This is a genomic window from Nocardia aobensis NBRC 100429, from assembly GCF_000308375.1.
Classification (GTDB): Bacteria; Actinomycetota; Actinomycetes; order Mycobacteriales; family Mycobacteriaceae; genus Nocardia; species Nocardia aobensis.
In genome coordinates this window covers 13372-29435 of sequence record NZ_BAFQ01000280.1, presented here as the reverse complement: position 1 = coordinate 29435, position 16064 = coordinate 13372, and the positions used below count along the sequence as shown (strand labels likewise).

General features: G+C 68.6%; 16 protein-coding genes, 1 tRNA gene and 1 pseudogene. 10 read left to right on the top strand and 8 right to left on the bottom strand.

Going from position 1 to position 16064, the window contains the following annotated elements; genetic code table 11:
- Positions 1-184: 184 nt before the first annotated feature.
- A tRNA-Asn gene (locus tag RJ03_RS29770) sits at positions 185-257 on the top strand.
- Between the two features lie 71 nt (positions 258-328).
- On the opposite strand, the gene RJ03_RS35330 is transcribed toward RJ03_RS29770, so the two are convergent.
- Positions 329-997 (bottom strand): trypsin-like serine protease, encoded by a 669-nt coding sequence (locus tag RJ03_RS35330; RefSeq protein ID WP_051025420.1) that lies wholly within the window; start codon positions 995-997, stop codon positions 329-331.
- A 168-nt stretch (positions 998-1165) separates the two neighbouring features.
- Here RJ03_RS35330 and RJ03_RS29760 point away from each other — a divergent pair, with 168 nt between their 5' ends.
- From RJ03_RS29760 to RJ03_RS29740, 5 genes and pseudogenes are all read left to right on the top strand, one after another.
- Positions 1166-1411, top strand: coding sequence for a hypothetical protein (locus RJ03_RS29760; RefSeq protein WP_036508828.1), 246 nt, complete (start codon positions 1166-1168; stop codon positions 1409-1411).
- Positions 1412-1639: 228 nt separating this feature from the next.
- Positions 1640-3709 carry a catalase gene (locus RJ03_RS29755; RefSeq protein ID WP_036508826.1) on the top strand — a complete coding sequence of 690 codons (2070 nt, stop codon included), beginning with the start codon at positions 1640-1642 and terminating at the stop codon, positions 3707-3709.
- Between the two features lie 93 nt (positions 3710-3802).
- Positions 3803-4218, top strand: a pseudogene (locus RJ03_RS29750) (ChaB family protein).
- 188 nt (positions 4219-4406) lie between these two features.
- Positions 4407-5618, top strand: coding sequence for a glycosyltransferase (locus RJ03_RS29745; protein ID WP_036508846.1), 1212 nt, complete (start codon positions 4407-4409; stop codon positions 5616-5618).
- Positions 5619-5898: 280 nt separating this feature from the next.
- The gene (locus RJ03_RS29740) at positions 5899-6087 is read left to right on the top strand and encodes a DUF2795 domain-containing protein (RefSeq protein ID WP_030512889.1); all 189 of its coding nucleotides are present in this window, start codon (positions 5899-5901) and stop codon (positions 6085-6087) included.
- Between the two features lie 77 nt (positions 6088-6164).
- Here RJ03_RS29740 and RJ03_RS29735 read toward each other — a convergent pair whose 3' ends face one another.
- From RJ03_RS29735 to RJ03_RS29715, 5 genes are all read right to left on the bottom strand, one after another.
- A complete protein-coding gene (locus RJ03_RS29735; RefSeq protein ID WP_036508824.1) occupies positions 6165-7136 on the bottom strand; it encodes an MspA family porin in 972 nt (323 codons plus the stop codon).
- A 123-nt stretch (positions 7137-7259) separates the two neighbouring features.
- Positions 7260-8309, bottom strand: coding sequence for an ABC transporter ATP-binding protein (locus RJ03_RS29730; RefSeq protein ID WP_036508822.1), 1050 nt, complete (start codon positions 8307-8309; stop codon positions 7260-7262).
- Positions 8306-9121 (bottom strand): molybdate ABC transporter permease subunit, encoded by an 816-nt coding sequence (gene modB / locus RJ03_RS29725; RefSeq protein WP_036508820.1) that lies wholly within the window; start codon positions 9119-9121, stop codon positions 8306-8308. The genes RJ03_RS29730 and modB overlap by 4 nt, the downstream gene beginning before the upstream one ends.
- Positions 9118-9903 carry a molybdate ABC transporter substrate-binding protein gene (gene modA / locus RJ03_RS29720; RefSeq protein ID WP_036508817.1) on the bottom strand — a complete coding sequence of 262 codons (786 nt, stop codon included), beginning with the start codon at positions 9901-9903 and terminating at the stop codon, positions 9118-9120. The genes modB and modA overlap by 4 nt, the downstream gene beginning before the upstream one ends.
- A 5-nt stretch (positions 9904-9908) precedes the next feature.
- On the bottom strand, positions 9909-10310 hold the full coding sequence (locus tag RJ03_RS29715; protein WP_036508843.1) for a TOBE domain-containing protein: 402 nt from the start codon (positions 10308-10310) through the stop codon (positions 9909-9911).
- A gap of 92 nt (positions 10311-10402) precedes the next feature.
- Here RJ03_RS29715 and RJ03_RS29710 point away from each other — a divergent pair, with 92 nt between their 5' ends.
- Positions 10403-10609 carry a nitroreductase/quinone reductase family protein gene (locus tag RJ03_RS29710; RefSeq protein ID WP_051025419.1) on the top strand — a complete coding sequence of 69 codons (207 nt, stop codon included), beginning with the start codon at positions 10403-10405 and terminating at the stop codon, positions 10607-10609.
- A 9-nt stretch (positions 10610-10618) separates the two neighbouring features.
- Here the strand turns inward: RJ03_RS29710 and RJ03_RS29705 are convergent, their stop codons facing one another.
- Both RJ03_RS29705 and RJ03_RS29700 read right to left on the bottom strand, forming a co-directional pair.
- Positions 10619-11050, bottom strand: coding sequence for a type II toxin-antitoxin system Rv0910 family toxin (locus RJ03_RS29705; RefSeq protein ID WP_036508815.1), 432 nt, complete (start codon positions 11048-11050; stop codon positions 10619-10621).
- Positions 11051-11092: 42 nt separating this feature from the next.
- Positions 11093-12184: an XdhC family protein gene (locus RJ03_RS29700; RefSeq protein WP_086007338.1), complete on the bottom strand. Its 1092-nt coding sequence runs from the start codon at positions 12182-12184 to the stop codon at positions 11093-11095.
- 124 nt (positions 12185-12308) lie between these two features.
- On the opposite strand from RJ03_RS29700, the gene RJ03_RS29695 reads away from it, so the two are divergent.
- The 3 genes from RJ03_RS29695 to RJ03_RS29685 are packed head-to-tail and all read left to right on the top strand — an operon-like array spanning position 12309 to position 16061.
- Positions 12309-14660, top strand: a complete 2352-nt coding sequence (locus RJ03_RS29695) for a xanthine dehydrogenase family protein molybdopterin-binding subunit (protein ID WP_036508812.1) — start codon at positions 12309-12311, stop codon at positions 14658-14660.
- Positions 14657-15532 carry an FAD binding domain-containing protein gene (locus tag RJ03_RS29690; protein ID WP_036508810.1) on the top strand — a complete coding sequence of 292 codons (876 nt, stop codon included), beginning with the start codon at positions 14657-14659 and terminating at the stop codon, positions 15530-15532. Before RJ03_RS29695 ends, RJ03_RS29690 begins: the two co-directional genes overlap by 4 nt.
- On the top strand, positions 15525-16061 hold the full coding sequence (locus RJ03_RS29685; RefSeq protein ID WP_051025418.1) for a (2Fe-2S)-binding protein: 537 nt from the start codon (positions 15525-15527) through the stop codon (positions 16059-16061). Before RJ03_RS29690 ends, RJ03_RS29685 begins: the two co-directional genes overlap by 8 nt.
- The last annotated feature ends 3 nt before the right edge of the window (positions 16062-16064 follow it).

The following is a 16064-nucleotide window of genomic DNA, read 5'->3' as shown; positions in this document are numbered from 1 at the left end:
TTTCCGATCCCCGGCGCCGGGCCCTCGAATTCCCCACCCGCACAGCCCGGTTGGTGGCCGCGCCGCGCGCCCCCGACGCACCACCACGTTCCGCATTTCCCCAGCTCCCGGGCCGATTTGGGGAGCGGACCGGACATAAGCTAAAGTTTGTGCTCGGCCAGCCCGCACGGGTCGGCCGGAGTAATCCCCTATAGCTCAATTGGCAGAGCAGCCGACTGTTAATCGGCAGGTTTCTGGTTCGAGTCCAGATGGGGGAGCAGAAAACAGCCCCTGGCCTGTGAGAACGTATCACAAGCCAGGGGCTGATCTGCCTGGGTGGCACATTCGATCAGCCGAGTCGGAAGCCGTAGCCGACGATCCCGGGCCGGGAGTTGATCTCGGCCAGTACGCCCTCGATGCCGGAGAACCAGAACGGGCCGTCCGGTGTCGTGGGGTTGATCTGCGAGTCGATACCCACCAGACCCGTGCCCTGGTACGCGGGGCCGCCGCTGTCGCCGTTGAGGCTCGGGACGGAGGTGTGGATCACATTGTCGGTCACCGAATCGACCCTGCCGTTGGTGGAGCGGGTGGTGCTGCCGTATTTGTCGAGGCGGCTGCCGGGGGCCGGGGCCGCACCGAAGTGGTCGATCACGGCGCCGTTCGGGGCGACCTTCGAGATGCCGATGCCGGGGCTCAGCGCGATGACGGCCCAGTCGCTGGTCGAATCCGATTGCAGCAGCGCCCATTTCGATGTCCAGCTGGCGTAGTGCCCGATTCTGCCGATGGCGGGGGCGACGACGCTCTGTCCGGGGCTGAACATGCAGTGGCCGGCGGTGAGGGCTACCGCGTTGCCCGCCGCATCGTGTCCGGCCGCGGTGATCGTGCAGAGGCCGAGCGAGGTGCCGGGCCGCACCACCCGGGCGGGGGAATCGGCGGGAGCCACCGCCGGCGCCACCAGGACGGCGACCCCGGTCAGCAGTGCGGTGGCGATGATCGATCTCTTCGTCTGCTCGGTCATGGGGCTCGGCCTCACTCCTCCGTGCAGCCTGCGATGTCGCTGCAGCCTTGTCTACGGGCCGGGTGTCCGCCGTCGGGAGGGACTTCGGTCACCTGCCGAGGAATAGTCGCGATCGACTCGGGTAGTGCGCGTGACGGGAGGGAAATGCGTCCGACGAGGAGGTTCACGATGGGTAAGGAACAGGAAACCGGGCAGTTCACGGGCACCTTGGACAAAGACTACAACCTGGTCTGGTTCACCGAACAGTGTATGAGCAACGCGCTGCGGATGGAGGTATACAGCCGCGATGCCGAGCGTGCCGGCGACGCCGAACTCGCCGACTTCTTCCGGCGGGCGCAGGCCGACAGCCGCAAGGGTGCGGATATGGGCAAGGAACTCCTGGCGCAGCGGCTTGCCGGAGCGGGTGCGCACTGAGGTGCCGACGGCGTCGTGCCGGTAGCGGGGCGGGGAGACCGGCCGACGGAACGTTTCGGAAAAGCAAGGGGCGCAACAGGTATCGCTCGATTTCGCGAGTCGGACCGCTCGATCGCCGATGTTCGGCTCGCGCCCCCTTCTGCAGTGGTACGAACGTTTGCCGCGGTGGCGGGCGGGTATCGGCTCGGTGACCGAACGGTTCGGCGTACAGCGGCAGGAGGTCGGAAGATGACGGACAACGTGGCAGGTCGGCCGGGCAACGGCGGCGAAACCCACCAGGAAGCATCCGGAGACGACGTGCGGCTGACCACCCAGCAGGGTGTGGTGGTCGGAGACGATCAGAACACCTTGCGGGCGGGGGAGCGCGGGCCCGCGCTGTTGGAGGACTTTCATTTCCGCGAGAAGATCTTCCACTTCGACCACGAGCGGATTCCGGAGCGCGTGGTCCATGCCCGCGGTTTCGGCGTGCACGGCTACTTCGAGAACTACGATTCGCTGTCCGATCTGACCCGGGCCGACCCCTTCCAGGAGGCCGGTCGCCGGACCGAGGCATTCGTCCGGTTCTCCACGGTGGCCGGAAACAAGGGATCGTTCGATCTCGCCCGCGACGTCCGCGGTTTCGCGGTGAAACTGTATACGCGAGAAGGCAACTGGGATCTGGTCGGAAACAATATTCCGGTCTTCTTCATCCAGGACCCCATCAAGTTCCCGGATATGGTGCACGCCGCCAAACAGGAGCCCGACCGCGGTTTTCCGCAGGCCCAGACGGCGCACGACAATTTCTGGGATTTCGTCTCGCTCACCCCCGAATCGACCCACATGCTGCTGTGGATCATGTCCGACCGAGCCATCCCGCGCTCGTTCCGGTTCATGGAGGGATTCGGTGTCCACACCTTCCGGCTGGTGAATGCCGAGGGCCGCTCGACCTTCGTGAAATTCCATTGGAAGCCGAAGCAGGGACTGCAATCGGTGGTGTGGAACGAGGCGCTGAAGATCAACGGTGCCGATCCCGATTTCCATCGCCGCGACCTGTGGGATGCCATCCAGTCCGGTGACTATCCGGAGTGGGAACTGGGCATGCAGCTGTTCGACGACGACTTCGCCGATCGCTTCGCCTTCGACATCCTGGATCCGACGAAGATCATTCCGGAAGAGGAAGTGCCGGTGCGCCCGGTCGGCAAGCTGGTGCTGAACCGGGTCGTCGACAATTTCTTCGCCGAAACCGAGCAGGTGGCCTTCTGCACGCAGAACATCGTCCCGGGCATCGATTTCACGAACGATCCACTGCTGCAGGGCCGGAACTTCTCGTATCTCGACACCCAACTCAAGCGGCTCGGCAGCCCCAACTTCACGCACCTGCCCGTGAACGCGCCCAAATGCCCGTTCGCGACGTTCCAGCAGGACGGCCATATGGCCATGGTCAATCCGAAGGGCCGCGTCAATTACGAGCCCAATTCCTGGCCCGACGACATCAAGGGCCCGCGCGAGGATCCCGAACGCGGCTTCACGACCTATCCGGAGACCGTTTCAGGTCCCGAACGCCGGCTGCGGGCGGAGAGTTTCGCCGACCATTACAGCCAGGCCCGTCAGTTCTTCGTGAGCCAGACGAGTATCGAGCAGCAGCACATCATCGAGGCGTTCGTCTTCGAGCTGAGTAAATGCGATCGGGTCGAGATCCGCGCCCGGGTCGTCGGCGCGCTGCGCAACGTCCACGAGGATCTGGCCACGGCGGTCGCCGACGGCCTCGGCCTCGCGGAGCTGCCCGAACCGGCGCGCCGTGCGCGCGAGCCGATCACCGATCTGCCGCCCTCGCCGGCCCTGAGTATCGTGCGCAACGGCCCGGACAGCGTCGCGGGACGCAAGATCGGCGTGCTGGTCACCGACGGGGTCGACGCGAAGGCATTCGCCGAGGTGCGCGACGCGGTACAGGCGGAGCAGGCGATTCTCGAGGTCGTCGCGCCGAAGGTCGGCGGTGTCACCACCGACGACGGCGGACGTATCGAAGCGGACCAGAAGATCGACGGCGGACCGTCGGTGCTCTACGACGCGGTCGTGATCCTCGCGACCGAGGCGGGCGCCGCCGAACTCGCCACGTTGCCGCCGGCGCGCGACTTCGTCAGCGACGCTTACGCGCACGGCAAGTTCATCGCTCACCGCAATGCGGGTTCGCTGTTCGCGGCCGCGGGACTGACCGGCGAACTCGATGCCGGTGTCACGGATCTCGCGGCGGGCGCGTCGGTGGCCGACTTCCTCGGCCGGTGCCGGGAAGTCCGACACTGGGCCCGGTTCGAGGGCTGACGATGACGAGCGCGTCGTGCGGCTCTATCAGGGCGTGGAGTCGCCGGCGGTTCGGCGTCCCGAGTAGTTGTCCGTCGACGAAGGGAGCAGACGATGCCCAGAACCACTCGGCGCGGTGATCCGAACTCTCCGAATTGCCCAGCACCATACGGAAATCCGATGAGCACGCGCAACGAATATTCGCCGAGGTGCACGATTCCGCGCTGGAGGAGTACCAGAGCGAACAACGCGCGCACCGCGTCGCCTACGCTGCCCTCAAACACGGTTACGAGAAGGTCGGCGACCACTGGGAGCCCAAGAAGCGCAAGGGGCCCTCCGACGAGCGCGCCCGGCACGGCGGCCCCGAACCGGCGGGCGAGACCGCCGGCGGTGTGGATGCCAACGCGTCGAAACAGCATCTGCTGGATATCGCGAAACGCCTCGACGTCAGCGGCCGTTCCCGCATGACGAAGAAGGAATTGATCGAATCGATCGAACGGTCGAACGAACGCGCCCGCCGGAAGAACTGATTCGCCGGAGCAATCTCGCTGGAGAAATCGCTGCCGCCGCAGTGTCCCATCGGAACACCCGTCGGCCCGCGGGGGTAGGACGGCACACGGATCGTGCTCACCAACAGTTGTTTCGACGTCTTGCACGCCGGGCACATCGCTCTATCTCGACGAGACGGAGCGGCTCGGTGACGCGGATCGGAGGAAGCGTGAAGATCGCGATGGTGTCCGAGCACGCGAGCCCCTTGGCCCCCTTGGGCGGTGTGGACGCGGGTGGGCAGAACGTGCATGTGGCCGAGCTTGCCGCGGGACTGGCCCGGTTGGGGCACGACGTGCGGGTCTACACCCGCCGAGACGACCCCGCCATCCCCACCGAGGTGCTGGTGGGGGCGGGATATCGCGTGATCCACGTTCCGGCCGGCCCGCCGCGGCACGTTCCGAAGGACGACATCCCTCCGTTCCTCACCGAGTTCGCCGCCTTCCTGCGCCGGCAGTGGAGTGCTGATACCCCCGATGTCGTGCACGCCCATTTCTGGATGTCGGGTATCGCCGCCGAATGCGCCGCACGCGATCTCGCCGTCCCGGTCGTGCTGACCTTCCACGCCCTGGGCACCGTGAAGCGGCGCTATCAGGGGCTGGCCGACACCAGCCCGCGTTCGCGCATCCAGTCCGAGCGCACGGTGGCGGCCGGCGCGACGCATATCGTGGCGACCTGTTCCGACGAGGTCCGGGAGTTGGGCAGGATGGGTGTGCCGCGTGAGCGCACGTCGGTGGTGCCGTGCGGTGTCGACCTGTCGCTGTTCACTCCCGACGGTCCCGCCGAGGAACCGGATCTGCCGCGGCGGATCGTCTCGGTCGGCCGCATGGTGCGGCGCAAGGGGTTCGACTGCGCGATCGTGGCACTGTCGGGGGTGCCCGATACCGAACTGGTGATCGCGGGCGGTTCGGAGAGCGCCGAGGACGAGGCCGAGCAGGCGCGATTGCGTGCCGTGGCCGCGGAATACGGTGTGTCGCAACGGGTCCGGTTGCGCGGGCCGGTCTCGCGGGCGGAGTTGCCGATGCTGTTGCGCTCGGCCGACGCCGTGGTCTGCACGCCGTGGTACGAGCCGTTCGGCATCGTCGCGCTCGAGGCGATGTCGTGCGCGAAGCCGGTGGTCGCCACGGCTGTCGGCGGAATGCTCGACACCGTCCTCGACGGGGTGACCGGGCGCCTGGTCCCCCCGGGTGACCCCGCGGTTCTGGCCGAGGTCCTGTCCGGGCTGCTCGATACCCGGCAGGCGCGCCGAGCCATGGGGGAGGCGGGCCTGCAACGTGCCCGCGGACGCTATTCGTGGGATCGGATCTCCAGAGACACCTCGGCGGCCTATCGACGGACCGCCGCAGCGGCCGCGGCGGGCGACGTCGCGTCGTCCGCTCGCTGACATGAGGAGGAACGGCGCGGGGAGGAGCCGCGGCGTTCGACGACCGCGGCGCGACGCGGCGGCGGCCCGTGGGGGCCGGCGCCCCGACCTGCCATATCGTCCTGTGGGCGGGGCATATCGGCGAGCCGCACGCCTGCACCCGGACCCGGGATCGTTGCGAATCGGCACCGGCCGCGTCGTCGTGGCAGCGATTCGGCAACTGCGATGTTTCGGCTCCGATTCTGGTGGTATCGCGCCGTCGTTCCAATCCCGAACGGACAGTACCGAGAGAGGAGAAACGATGAGCCAGAAGGTGAATCCCATTCAGGTGCAGAAGTATCTCTCCGGCGTGGACTATCCGTGTGACCGCCGCGATATCGTGCGCGCGGCGCGGAACAACGGCGCCGGCGCGGAGATCGTCGACGCGCTCGAGAGCATGCCCGATCGGATGTTCGACGGGCCGAATGCGGTGAGCGAGGCGATGTCCTGACCTGGACGCCTCGACCTGAATGCACCTGGGCCGCCCGCGATGCGGGCGGCCCAGGCTGCGTCATGGGGGAGTGCGCGTCAGAACGTGAACTGATCGCCGTACGCGGTGGTCTGCACCAGGCCCGTGGGCGTCGACACCGTGGCGGAGACGAACGGGACCGCCGCAACCGGGGACGCGCACTGGGAGACGTTCAACGCGGCGTTGTTGAATGCGATGTGGTATGGGAAAGCGGTCGTGTTGTCCAGGGTGGCCGTCGCGGTGGTGGCGGTGGTGACCTGACCGGGACCGATGTTCGCGTCCAGGTTCTCGGACAGGCCGAGGGAGCCTCCCACGCTCGGCCCGAGGTCGAAACCGGGCGGCGATACCCCGGGCAGCCCCGCGCTACCGGACGTGGTGGGCAGGCTCGGAGTGGTGATCGTGGGAGTGTCCGTGGTGGGGAGGACTGTCGTCGGAGGCGTGACAGTGGTCGGGGATGTGACGGTCGTCGGGGATACGACAGTCGTCGTGGGAGTGGAACTCGTGGTGGGCGCGACACTCGTACGGACAGCCCTGGTGGGAGTGGTAGTGGTACGGGCGGTCGTGGGGGAGGTGCTGGTACCGCTGGTGGTCGGAGTGGCGCTACCGGTGGTGGCGATGGGCGCGGCGGCAGTCGTCAGAGACGGCGGCGTGAAGGTCGGGGAGATACTGAGTTGCAGTCCCTGGTTGGGCGAGATGCCCACGTCGAAACCGCCGGCCACGCTGATCCCGCAGCCGAGCAGGAATCCCGCGACCGCCTGACCCGAGGTGATCGGGTCACCTTCGACGTTGACCGAGAAATTCCCGGACAGCTGCGAGGCATGGGAGAACGTCATGAGGTAGTTCGGTGTCCGGTCACCGGGTGGGTTCACCCCGATGTTGTCCACCGACGCGGTGAGATGGACTCCCGAACCGGTCACGTCCGTGCCGGGTGGCTGGGCGTGACTCGTTTCGCTCCCGCCGGTCCATAAGATCGACGCGACGGCGGTCACCGCGGCGATGCCTGTCGCGGCGGCGATGAGGGGACGTCGCATAGCTGGATCCTGTTCCTCGATGTCATGGCAGCAGATCGCGAACAGCTATCGACCGGCAAGCATAGTGCGCGGATGTGCGCGGACCGGGAAATCGGTACGCGCCACGCCGTCGACCTCGAGATATCAAGCGGGGTAGACGTGGATCTCGGTGGCCTTGACCGCGGCCCATACCCGCATATCCGGTTGAATGCGCAGGTCGGCCACCGCTGCCGCGGTGATGTCCGCGAGCACCGGCGGAGCTCCGTCGAGTCGGACGCGGGTGAGGTGGGCGTGGTGTTCCAGGCCGCCGACAGTCACCGGCCAGGAGTTGCGCGGGCTGCCAGTCGGTTGCTGTGGATGCAGGCTCACCGCGGTCGGCGGGAAGGCGAGGAAGACCCGGCCGGTCGCCGGAGTGGCGACGGTGAGGTGCCCGCCGTTGTCGATCTCGACACCGGTGCCGTCGGCCGTGCCGCGAAACAGGTTGAGCCCCATCAGATCCGCGACATAATCCGAGCGTGGCTGCCGCGCGATCTCGGCGGGTGCGCCCTGCTGGACGACCGTGCCCTGTTCGAGGATGACGAGCCGGTCCGCCAGCACCATCGCATCGAGCGGATCGTGGGTGACCACCACGGTATGTCCACGATAGTCACGCAGATGCCGGGCGAGGTCGGCGCGCACCTGCATCCGGGTCCCGGCGTCGAGGGCGGCCAGTGGTTCGTCGAGCAGCAGCAGCTGCGGGTCCGTGGCCAGGGCGCGCGCGAGTGCCACCCGCTGCGCCTGCCCGCCGGAAAGGGTGCGGGGCGTGGCGTGCGCGTGTTCGGCGAGGCCGACCCGCTCGAGCCGGTCGGCGGCGCAGGCCCGGGCTCGAGCGCGTCGCATACCGCGCGCCCGCAGGCCGAACGCGACGTTCTCCAGCGCCGAAAGATGCTGGAACAGAAGGTAATCCTGGAATACGACGCCGACCTGTCGACGTTCCGGCGGGACGAAGACGCCCGGCGGCTCGTCCCAGACCGCGTCGGCGACGGTGAGGCGCCCGCCGGTGAGCGGGACCAGTCCGGCCAGCGCGCGCAGTGCCGTGGTCTTCCCGGCGCCGTTGGGGCCCAGCAGCGCCACCACCTCACCGGGTGCGACGGACAGTGAGAGGTCGAGGCGGAAGCGCTCGCGCCGTACCTCGAGTTCGGCCCGCAGCGTCATACCGCTCCTCGAATCCAGCGCTCGCGCAACGCCACCAGCACCGCGACCGAGACCAGCAGCAGCACCAGGCTGAGCACGATCGCGGCATCGGGATCGGTTTCCAGCGCGAGATACACCGCGAGCGGCATGGTGGTGGTGCGGCCGGGGAAATTCCCGGCGAAGGTGATGGTCGCGCCGAATTCGCCCAGCGCCCGCGCCCAGCACAGCACGCCGCCGGCGAGCACACCCGGCGCGATCGCGGGCAGGGTGACGCGGCGGAAGGTGTACCAGGGGCTCGCGCCGAGGGTGGCGGCCGCTTCCTCGTAGCGGGTGTCTGTGCTGCGCAGCGCGCCCTCCACCGAGATGACCAGAAACGGCATGGCGACGAACGCCTCGGCCACCACCACTCCCGGTGTCGTGAACGGCAGCGAGATGCCGAACCAGTCGTACAGATATTGCCCGAGCAGCCCGCGCCGGCCGAAGACCAGCAGCAGCGCCACCCCGCCGACCACCGGCGGCAGTACCAGCGGCACCGTCACCAGCGCGCGGATCAGTCCCCGGCCCGGCAGCTGCGCCCGCGCCAGCAGCCAGGCCAGCGGGATGCCCAGCACCAGGCAGATCGCGGTCGCGCAGGTGGCGCAGATCAGCGAAAGCCGCAGGGCAGTACCGACTTCCGCGCTGAACAGCCGATCGGACAGACTCGCCCACGGGGTGCGCACCAGCAGGCCGATCAGCGGGATCACCAGGAACGCCAGCGCGCAGAGCGCGGGCAGCACCAGTACGACCGGCCGCCGTCCCGATGCCGCCCGCCGCCGCGTTCCCGGCCTGCTCACGGAGTGTCGAATCCCGCGGCGGCGAACACCTTCTTCGCCGGATCGGAGTGGATGTAGTCGACGAAGGCGGCGGCCGCGGCGGCGTTGGGCGCCTTCGCGAGCGGCGCGATCGGATAGGTGTTGATCACCTTCGCCGATTCCGGGAAGTCGATGCCCCGCACCTTGTCGCCGGCCGCCTGCACATCGGTGCGGTAGACCAGGGCGGCGTCGACCTCGTCGAGGGTCACCTTGGTGAGCACGGCCTTGACATCCTGCTCGCGGGTATCGGGCTGCGGGGTGATGCCGGAGATCTGGAAGACCTTCTCCGCGGCGGCACCGCACGGCACCTGCACCGCGCACAACGCGATCCGCGGTTCGGTCCTGCCGAAATCGGCCAGTCCGGTGATCTTGCCCGGATTGCCCTTGGGCACAGCGATTTCCAGCCGATTGCTCGCGAAGGTGTCCGGTTTCGCGGTGACCTCACCGGCGTCGACCACCTGCTGCATATTGGCCGGGGCGGCGGAGGCGAAGACATCGGCCGGCGCCCCCTGCTTGATCTGCTCGGCCAGTGCCGAACTGCCGCCGAAGCTGTGGACGACCTTCACGCCGGGGTGGGCGGCCTCGAAGTCGTGTCCGAGTTTCGTGAACGTCTCGGTGAGCGAGGCCGCCGCGAACACCGTGACCGTGCCCGAGAGGTCGCCCGTCGCGGACGTGGTTGTCGCGTCGTCGGACCCGCATCCGGCCAGGGCGGCGGTGACGGCGACGACGGCCGCCGCGGCGCCGGCGGTTCGGAGGATGTGCATACTCGTCAACTTTCTGGGATCTCGACCACGACGTGGGTCGATTTGACCGAGGCGACGGCGATACTGCCGACCTCGAGACCGAGTTCGTCCACCGATTCCCGGCTGATCAGCGAGACCAGCCGGAACGGTCCGGCCTGCATCTCGACCTGCGCCATCACCGTGTCCTTGACGATGCGGGTGACGATGCCGCGCATCCGGTTGCGTGCCGAGGCGGCGACGGTGACTCCGGGCTCGTGCGCCTCGGCGTGCTGACCACGCAATACCTCGGCCAGGTCCGCGCCGCGTACTCCCTTGCGGCCGCTGTCGAGCCGGATCTCCGGCAACCGCCCCTGATCGATCCAGCGCCGCACGGTGTCGTCGCTGACCCCCAGCAGCGCCGCCGCCTCACTGATCCGCAGATTCGTCACAATCACAAGCATATTGCCGTGAATGCGGTTCGCAAGCCCGCAGCGGTTGCGGGCCGCTGTATCGATGGTCGGGTGGGCGGATCGGCGGGCACATGCCGGGCCGTCGGCACGCGCGCATCCTCGCCCACCCCGACACCACGATCCGGATCGGAACCGAGGTGCGTCCGGCGCGGGTCGCGACCGCGGCCGGAGATCCGGACCTCTGGTGCGAATTCGTCACGATGACACCGGATTACGAGTTCTATCGGCGTCGGGCGGGCGGTCGCACGATCCCGCTGGTCGTTCTCGAGCCGCGATGACGGGCGTGCTCAGCAGTACAGGTCGACGAACCGGTCGAGTGAGCGTTCGATATCGCCCCGCAGCGCTCGTGCCACCGTCGCCCCGATCGGGCCGAACAACGGCCGCCCGCCCAGGTCGATGTCGACCGTGACCGCCGAGCCCGAGGCGTTCGGCGCGACCAGCAGTTCCAATCCCAATTTGGTGCCGCCTTTGCCGGCGCCGCTCAGCACGAGCCGGCGCGGCGGTTCGGCGGTGCGCACGGTCCAGCGCACGCGATTGCGCAAACCTTTCACCGAGGCGATGCCCACCAGTTCGGTACCGGGGGTGAGCTCATCGGGCACCCGGCCGCGCCACGCCTCGTGCATGATCAGCCACTGATCGAGTTCGCCCAGATTCGCCGCATGCGACCAGGCCCGATCGGGAGAGATCGGAACATCCACCGATACTGTCAGTTTCGCCACGCGTGGATGTTAACCGCCGGTGATTCGCACACCTGCCGGTGGCTACGAGGCGAGTCCGGGGTCGGCGTGGATCGGCCGGTCGGTCGCCGAGAGCGGTTGTGCGGAGCCGCCGCGGCGCACCGCCACGATTTCGGCGCCGATCGACACCGCCGTCTCCTCCGGCGTACGGCCGCCGAGTTCCAGGCCGATCGGTGAATGCAACCGCCGCAGCTGTCGATCGGTGATGCCGTTGTCGCGCAGGTGTTCGCGGCGCTCTCGATCCGAGCGCCGCGAACCCATCGCCCCCACATACGCCACCGGTAGCCGCAACGCCGCCGCGAGAACGGGCACATCGAATTTCGGATCGTGGGTCAGCACGCAGATCACCGTGCGTGAATCCACCTGTGTCCCGGCCAGATAGCGGTCGGGCCGCTCACGCACCACCTCGTCGGCCTCGGGCAGGCGTGCCCGGTCGGCGAAGACCGGACGCGGTTCGCAGACGGTGACCCGATAGCCGAGCAGCCGCCCGACCCGGCACAGCGCGGCGGTGAAATCGGTGGCGCCGAAGACGATCATGCGCGCCGGCGGCGCGAAGGACGCCACGAACACCGTGCGTTCGCGATCCGCGCAACCGATGGTGCGGACCGCGCTGGTAGCGGCCTCGAGCATGGCACGAGCGTGCGCGATCACGGCCGGATCCGCGGGCCCACCGACCGTGCGATCCACTCGCACCGCGACCATCGCACCGGATTCCAGATCCCGCACCAGCGCGACCGGCCGATCCGGATCCAGCGCCGCATCGATGGTGTCGTATTCGGCCGCGGTGACCCGGTGGATGAACACGTCGAGTTCACCACCGCAGGTGAGCCCGACGGCGAAGGCGTCGTCGGCGCTGTAGCCGAAGGTGTGCCGGACCGGCTCCCCGGATTCGAGGACTCGCAGGCATTCCTCGTAGACCGCGCCCTCCACACAGCCGCCGGAAAGGCTGCCCCGCACCTGCCCCGACGCCGAGACCGCCATGGTGGTGCCCACCGCCCGTGGCGCACTGCCGCGCACCCCGATCACGCTGGCCAGGGCGTAGGTCGTTGCGGCGGCATGCCAGTGCCGCAGGTGCTCGCCGAGTTCGCGCACGCCGACCTCCGATGAGAATTGCATTCTCCATATACTGTAGCGTCGGTCTCACTTTGGGCATATATTGTTAACCGACCGCGAGGTGCCGGTCCTTGTCCGACGGCGAACAAGAGGGGATCAGTCCGATGACCGCGATGCGAGCCGCCCGATGACCTCGACGACAACCACCGCGAGCGCCTCCGTCGTCGGCGCCCGTGTACCGCGCATCGAGGACGCGCGGCTGGTCACCGGCGCCGGAACCTTCGTCGACGACGTGACCCGCCCGGGCGCGGTGCACGCCTGCTTCGTGCGCAGCCCGCTGCCCCGCGCGACCATCGGCACGATCGACGTCTCGGCGGCACTGGAACTCGACGGGGTGCTCGCCGTCTACACCGCCGCGGACCTCAACCCCGGTGCGCACGAGATCTCCTACGACCTGGACATGGTCGGCATGCCGCCGGTGCCGCGTCCGCCGCTGGCCGAGGAGGAGGTCCGATTCGTCGGCGATCCGGTCGCGCTGGTGATCGCCGCCGACCGCTATATCGCCGAAGACGCCGCCGAACTGGTCGTCATCGACTACGAACCGCTGGATCCCGTGGTCGACTACACCACCGCCGAACAGTCGCCGAACCTGGTGCACGCCGGATTCGCCGGCAATTCGGCCGGGGCGATGGGCGGGCGCCCGGCGTCCGACCTGGCACCGCTGTTCGAGTCGGCCGCACATGTGGTGCGGCAGCGGATCTTTCAGCAGGCCTATCTGCCGGTGCCGATGGAAACCCGCGGCATCCTCGCCGAATGGACGGCCTCGACGGCGGAGATGACGATCTGGATCGCCACCCAGTCGCCGCACGAGGTCCGGGCGTTCTGCGCCCGCCTGCTCGGCATCGATGAACACCAGGTCCGGGTGATCGCGCGCGACACCGGCGGCGGTTTCGGGCTCAAACAGCTGCCGCTGCGCGAGGAGACCTGTGTCATGCTCGCCTCCCGTGCGCTCGGCACCCCGGTGAAATGGATCGAGGACCGCCAGGAGAATTTGATGGCCTCGGGCCTGGCCCGGCACGAGAACGCTGATGTGGCAATGGCATTCGATGCCGACGGCAGAATCGTCGCGGCCTCCATCGATCACGTGCAGAACGTCGGCGCCTATCCCACGCCCTCGCCGATCACCGGTGGTGTGGTCGTCGGCATCCTGTTCCCCGGCCCCTATCGCATCACCGACGCCTCGTTCAGTGCGAAGTTCCTCTACTCCAACACCGTCGGGCGCGTCGCCTATCGGGGGCCGTGGCAGTTCGAATCGGTGGCACGCGAGGTGCTGCTCGACCACGCGGCCCGGCAGATCGGTATCGACGCGATCGAGCTGCGCCGCCGGAACATGTTGCGCCGCGACGAATTGCCGTGGGCCAATCCCAACGGCATGTCCTACGACAACATCTCGCCGCTGGAGACGCTCGAGCAGGCGGTCGAGAAACTGGACTACGACGCCTTCCGTGCCGAACAGCGCGCCGCTCGCGCGCAGGGCCGCTACTTCGGCGTCGGCACCTGCACCTATGTGGAACCGACGACCGGCGCGAGCCCGTTCCTCAGCACCGAAGGCGCCACCATCCGCATCGAACCCAGCGGCAAGGTCAACGTCTACGTGGCGGGCGGTTCGGCCGGAAACAGCTTGGAAACCACCGTCGTTCAGCTCGCGGCCGCCGCGCTGGGGGTCACGCTGTCGGACGTGCGGACCATTCAGGGCGATACCGCGGTGACGCCGTTCGGCGGCGGCACCGGGGGCAGCCGTTCCGGATCGATGACCGCGGGGGCGATCGGGCAGACCGCGGCCGTGCTGCGCGAGCGGATCGTCGCGATCGCCGCCCACCGATTGGGCGTCGCGCCGGAGGAGATCGATATCGCCGACAGCCGCGCGAGCGTGCGCGGCGCCCCCGACAAGGGGCTCACGCTGGCCGAGATCGCCGATATCGCCTACTTCCAGGCGGACAGTCTGCCGCCCGGAGTCCCACCCGGACTCGAGGCCAACGGCCGGCACAAGACCTCGCAGATGGCGATCTGGGCCAACGCCACCCACATCTGCACCTGTGAGGTCGACATCGAGACCGGGGCGGTGACGCTGCTGCGCTATATCGTCAGCGAGGACGTCGGCCCGATGATCAACCCGAATGTGGTGGAGGGCCAGATCTACGGCGGCACCGTGCAGGGCATCGGCGGCGCGCTCTACGAACATCTCGCCTACGACGAGAGCGGCAATCCGGTCGCGACGACCTTCCTGGACTACTTGCTGCCGACCGCCATGGAGGTGCCGGTCATCGAGGTCGGTCACGTCGAGACGCCCAGTCCGGGGCCGGGCAGTTACAAGGGCGTCGGCGAGGGCGGGGCGATCGGAGCGGCGCCTGCCGTGCTCAACGCCGTCGCGGATGCGTTGTCGCCGTTCGGAGTCGAGCTCCGGGAGCTGCCGCTCTCACCCGCCCGGATCGTGGACATGGTGGAGCGGGCACGCGCCGCCGGGAAGGAGCCGGCGTGAAACCGGCCGCCTTCGACTATCACGCCCCCGCCTCGGCCGAGGAGGCGGTGAGACTGCTCGCCGAACTCGGTGACGAGGCCAAGCTCATCGCCGGCGGCCAGAGTCTGGTGCCGATGCTGGCTTTGCGCTTGGCGGTCTTCGATCACCTCGTCGATCTGCGGCGAGTCGACGACCTGCGCGGAATCGAGGCCGGTGCGTCGAGTGTGCGGATCGGCGCGGGGACCACCCACGCGGCGATCGGCGCCTCGGCGGAGATCCGCCGGGCGGTTCCGCTGCTGCACCGGGCGACACCGCTGATCGGGCACTTCCAGATCCGCAACCGCGGCACCATCGGCGGTTCGATCGTCCATGCCGACGCCGCGGCCGAATATCCGGTGGTGGCGTTGACTCTGGACGCCGAGATCGAGGCGTTGTCCCCGCGTGGGCGGCGCACCGTCGCGGCCGCGGACTTCTTCACCGGTATGTGGACGACCGCGCTTGCACCCGACGAACTGGTCACCGCGATCACCGTCCCGGTCCGGTCCGGGCGCAGCGGTTACGCGATCGAGGAATTCACAAGGCGCAGCGGCGATTTCGCGATGGCCGGGGCGGCGATCGCGGTCCGGCTGGACGGGGACTCCCGCATCGAGCGCTGCGCGATCGGCCTGTTCGGCCTCGCGCCGACCCCGGTGCGGGCGCACGAGGCCGAGGCCGAGTTGCCGGGCCGGCCCGCCGATGCGGTGGCGGCCGAGGAGGTCGGCGTCGCGGCGACCGCGAATCTGACGGCGATCTCGTCGGATGTGCACGGTTCGGCCGAATACCGCCGCCGGCTCGGTGCGGCGATGGTGGCGCGGGCGTGGCGCCGCGCGATAGCGGAGGCGAGCAATGACTGAGATCGATATCGAGGTGCGGGTCAACGGCTTTCGCCGCCGCGACGCCGTTCCGGCCCGGCTGACGCTGGCCGATTATCTGCGCGACCGCTGCGGGCTCACCGGCACGCACCTCGGATGTGAACACGGGGTGTGCGGCGCCTGCACGGTCCTGCTCGACGGTGCCGCGGTGCGCTCCTGCCTGCTCTTCGCGGTGCAGGCCGACGGCGCCGAGATCACGACCGTCGAGGGCATCGCGGAACCCGACGGGACACTGTCGGCGGTGCAGGAGGCCTTCCGCGCCGAACACGGATTGCAGTGCGGCTTCTGTACGCCCGGCTTCATCGTCTCCGCGACAGCTTTCCTGCGCGAGAATCCCGACCCCACCGACACCGAGATCCGCGAGGCGATCTCGGGAAATCTGTGCCGCTGCACCGGATATCAGGGCATCGTGCGCGCGGTCCGCGCCGCCGCCGATGCGCGCGAGTCCGGTGCCGAATCGTCCACCGGCGACGAGGCCGATATCGCCGCACCCGCCGCGCGGCGGACCTGACCG